Origin of the sequence: Endozoicomonas sp. ONNA2 (assembly GCF_024606365.1) — a bacterium.
Taxonomy (GTDB): domain Bacteria; phylum Pseudomonadota; class Gammaproteobacteria; order Pseudomonadales; family Endozoicomonadaceae; genus Endozoicomonas.
This window is the reverse complement of record NZ_JAHHPO010000258.1, coordinates 1-2,196: the sequence shown is the minus strand read 5'-3', so window position 1 is coordinate 2,196 and position 2,196 is coordinate 1. Positions and strand designations below refer to the sequence as shown.

3 protein-coding genes are annotated in these 2,196 nt (G+C 39.4%); 2 read left to right on the top strand and 1 reads right to left on the bottom strand.

The annotated features are described in order from the left end of the window. Positions 1-600: 600 nt before the first annotated feature. Positions 601-780, bottom strand: a complete 180-nt coding sequence (locus KDK14_RS04575; protein ID WP_257263838.1) for a hypothetical protein — start codon at positions 778-780, stop codon at positions 601-603. A gap of 54 nt (positions 781-834) precedes the next feature. Between KDK14_RS04575 and KDK14_RS04570 the strand changes: the two genes are divergently transcribed. Together KDK14_RS04570 and KDK14_RS21620 are read left to right on the top strand one after the other, a co-directional pair. Further along, positions 835-1,575 carry an F-box protein gene (locus KDK14_RS04570; protein WP_257263837.1) on the top strand — a complete coding sequence of 247 codons (741 nt, stop codon included), beginning with the start codon at positions 835-837 and terminating at the stop codon, positions 1,573-1,575. A 447-nt stretch (positions 1,576-2,022) separates the two neighbouring features. Next, positions 2,023-2,175, top strand: a complete 153-nt coding sequence (locus tag KDK14_RS21620) for a transposase (protein ID WP_373691030.1) — start codon at positions 2,023-2,025, stop codon at positions 2,173-2,175. Positions 2,176-2,196 lie beyond the last annotated feature (21 nt).

Here is a 2,196-nt window from a genome sequence, read left to right as displayed (position 1 = left end):
TCGTTTAAATTAGCCTTGATTGGAACGATCGTAAGGCCGATTCTATCGCCCTGCCTCCGGGTACTGGGGATAATAAATAACTTGAGTACCACTTGCAGGATACTCATTACCTTCCACATCAATCCACGACATGGGCAGAGATGCTTTAATACCGTATCTTGCGCCTGGGGTCAGACGTTTTACTGGAAGAAGAAGATTCTTGCCCTATATCACCTGTAGGAAGAAAGGCCAGTTCAGATAAATGCTGTGCAAGGTACAGCTGGTTCTTACTATTATCATTGGGTGCAAGTCGCTTATATAGAATTTGAACGACACCTGCACGATTAAAGATTTCCTTCAGCTCTGAGATAGCAAGAGAAAGACTGTCATCAGTATCGTATACACACTTTTTCATCAACATTATCCTCAAAATACATTATCAATGGCGTATATTTTAATAAAAATATAAGGCATAGGTACAACTGTACTGAGTTGTATAGGCAGGGTCTATCGGAGAGCAGATATCGGTGTTAAGACTTTTCTTAATCCACCTGTAAGAAATTGGTCAAATGAATCGCATATTTCTGGTTGAGTAGGCAGTTAAAATAACTGAAACAAACGTCAAATCTGTACGGCTTCTGACGTATGGCATGGGTCTTGTGATGGTTTGTAGCATGAATTTTGAGTAGCAGAGTGCAAAATTGCACAGCGGGTCAGCTTGTTACTGACACCGACCATGGCCTGCACCTTTCTTTCTATCAGGGCCAGCCCGAAGAACTCCAGACAAAAAAATACCCTCATAACGGGATTTCTTACTTATACTTGGTTCCCTGATTAAAATTTATCACTTAACGTATGATTACATCGATTACCACATTAAAGAATTTATTTTTCAAGCCCAGCGCCCAAGACTGTCAAAATCCATCAAATAAACCAGAATTTTCCAACTGGGAGGTCTCTGAGTGTGATATAGGTAATGATGACAGGCTTAGTAGATTACCAATTGAAATTAAGCATCATATCGCAAGCAACCTTTCATTTAAAAACCTTCTTGCCTTTAGAATTACCAATAAAATAACATGCAGCCAAATAGATGAAGCTTTTTTGTTTGATGCCAAAACCAGGGAGCAGAACAGACCGCCTATTGAACCATTAATGGCAAGTGGTGGAAATATTGAATCAATGCCGCTAAAAAGCCCACGAGATGATAATTGGCGGTATCTAAGCTGTAGCGAGGCTGAATTTGCCACAAGCCTTTATGAATTTTCCAGAGACACATCATTTAGCTATCTGTTCAGAAAAGAAATAAGCCTTATGGCCATCAACCTGTTTAACTCTGATACATTGCATGGAACAAGTGCTGAAATAATGTTGGAACTTGCCAAAACCATTTATGATCCTCGCATAGGTTTAAGTAACAAGATCGATAAGTTACAGCAACTTGCTGAGTTAATACAATCCAGAAGCGCAAATATGGGTTACCGTATTTTATTTGAGAAATCTGCAAGCATTGACTCGATGATTAACAATAAGCAGCACAGTTTAGTTAATGACACCTTGTGGCAAACACTGTTTTCTCCAGAAGGTAGGCAATGAGAGTAAGTAACGTGAGTTCGATGCAAAAAAAGACAAGGGAGCCCCAATGATTTAATTATCTTTCGGTTGCAATCCATTGATAGCTAACCAGAGGCTCCTATGTCTATGACCAGTGTATTATGTGATGTTGATGATTTCTGTCTGGTTTTTGAACCAGAATGACATAAACGGCTTATTTGTAATACCAAAAAGCCTCTGATTATATCGAAACTCTCGCTCAGTGAAATAATGACCATCATCATTTGCTTTCATCAGAGCGCTTCCCGAGATTTCAAACATTACACACAGAATTTTGTTGTACGACATAAGTCGGACTAGTTTCCGAACCTGGTGTCTTACAATCGTTTTGTATAACTCATGAAACAAGCGCTGATACCACTGACTGTTTACCTCAAAACTCAATGCATAGGGCTACAAACTGGCTTGTCATTCATTGACTAAACACTCATTGTCGTTTGTGATAACCACCGGGTCAACAGCCACAAGGTTTTCTCAGAAGAGGCTAAACGTGGTAAGACTTCTACAGGCTGGAAATTTGGCTTCAAGCTTCATCTAAACATCAATCATCTAGTACTTCATTTATTCGCAATTGAAGCGTGAAATCAGGGATTTTTTGGTCAT